The organism is Fretibacterium fastidiosum, assembly GCF_000210715.1.
In the GTDB taxonomy this organism is placed as follows: domain Bacteria; phylum Synergistota; class Synergistia; order Synergistales; family Aminobacteriaceae; genus Fretibacterium; species Fretibacterium fastidiosum.
In genome coordinates this window covers 1,902,161-1,903,592 of the sequence record NC_021038.1, presented here as the reverse complement: position 1 = coordinate 1,903,592, position 1,432 = coordinate 1,902,161, and the positions used below count along the sequence as shown (strand labels likewise).

At 62.6% G+C, this 1,432-nt stretch carries 2 protein-coding genes; both read right to left on the bottom strand.

Annotated elements, in window-relative coordinates; translation table 11 throughout:
- Nucleotides 1–87: 87 nt before the first annotated feature.
- Complete coding sequence (locus SY1_RS08820; RefSeq protein WP_208873506.1) at nt 88–990, bottom strand: Rpn family recombination-promoting nuclease/putative transposase; 903 nt, start codon at nt 988–990, stop codon at nt 88–90.
- A 190-nt stretch (nt 991–1,180) separates the two neighbouring features.
- On the bottom strand, nt 1,181–1,432 hold a 252-nt coding region (locus SY1_RS08815; RefSeq protein ID WP_208873505.1), incomplete at its 5' end, for a Synerg-CTERM sorting domain-containing protein.

Sequence of the window (1,432 nt, the reverse complement as noted above, 5' to 3'; positions counted from 1 at the left end):
ACCGCTCACGGGCCGTCAGTCCCAGCCCCTGCGGGACCGCCCCCCCTTCAGGGGGGCTAAAACAACTGGGGGCCAACGATCAAACGATCAGTTGTCCATCTCTCTTCGCAGCGCCTCCACCTCGCCGAGGGACAGCCCGGTGAAGTCGGCCACCTGATCCAGCGGGACACCCCGCATCAGCATCCGCCGAGCCGTGGAGGCGATACCTCTGGCCTCGCCCAAGGCAACGCCTCTGGCCTCACCCAATGCAACGCCTCTGGCCTCACCCAATGCAACGCCTCTGGCCTCAACCTTGTCCAAAACGCTCAACATCGTGACGTCCTCCCCCTTCCTGAACTCGTTCTGCGTATCCTCAAACCGATGGTCCTGCGTCAGCGCGGATAGGAGCTTCAGCACCGCATCCACGTGCTCGATCGTCTGACGCGGGGGCACGTAGTCCCCGTCCCGCCCCATCTGCACAAAGTAGTCTGCTACGATCCTGAAGTCGCTCCGAAACTGCCCCACCTGCTCCGCCGTCAGGCGCGGAACCTCAAAGACGTTGACCCGGTAGTCGTTCACGAACGGCCTCAGCCCCTCAGCCACCGAGACCCTCTCGAACAGCGTCCGCGGCCCTGTCCAGGGCGCTTCTCCAAAGTAGAGGACCAGCGTCACCACCGGGTACAGCCCTCTGCCTGCAGACAACTGGCCCCGGTAGTCCGCCCCCTCGTACCCCAGCACCCGAAGCACCATGTCTCGGTCCACCTTGGTCTGGTTCTCGAACCCGATCAGGGAGATCACAGCGCCCTTGGAAACCCACAGCTTGGAAACGTCCCGTTCCTGTTCGTGGAGCTTCCCGTCCGCCTTGTAGAGCGTGCGGGACCGCGCATCCTGAAGGTCCTCCGGCCTCACCCGCCGCTCCCCATTGAAGAGCAGCACGTTCACGATGTCCGCAAAGACGTCGTTGTACCCCTCCAGGTGCTTCTCCGTCATGTCCCGCTCCGCCATCCACATTCCCCTTCCTTCAACGTATCCAACTCCCCGGCCTCATTATAGCAAAAGGGCCGCCACGTCAAAACCACAGGCTGTGGAGCGCTTCCTTCAGTAAACGTAAAAAAGCGGAAGGGCCGGAGCCCTTCCGCTTTCGTTCGTCTTCTGCCTGTGTCTGCCGGCGCCTAACCGATGGAGCTGTTAAACGACCGGACTAGTTCTTCCTGCGAAGGAGGAACGCCGCACCAGCCACCAGTGCCAGAGCGCCGAAGCCCGCGTCGCAGCCGCCGCCGGAGCTCTTCTTCTCAGGCTCAGGCGTCGCTCCGGCCTTCTTGACCATGACGGACTTCTTCTGGGAGAGCTCCTTAGTGGGATCGCTCGCCAGCTTGCCCTTGATCTCAAGGGTCATCGTACCTTCAGCCGCGGGGGCGTTGACCTCAAGCTTGTTGCCCTTGACCTGAGCGGT

Bases quoted from the DNA above. Each gene is read 5' to 3' on its own strand.
- SY1_RS08820 (WP_208873506.1), bottom strand. From the start codon at position 990: ATGTGGATGGCGGAGCGGGACATGACGGAGAAGCACCTGGAGGGGTAC.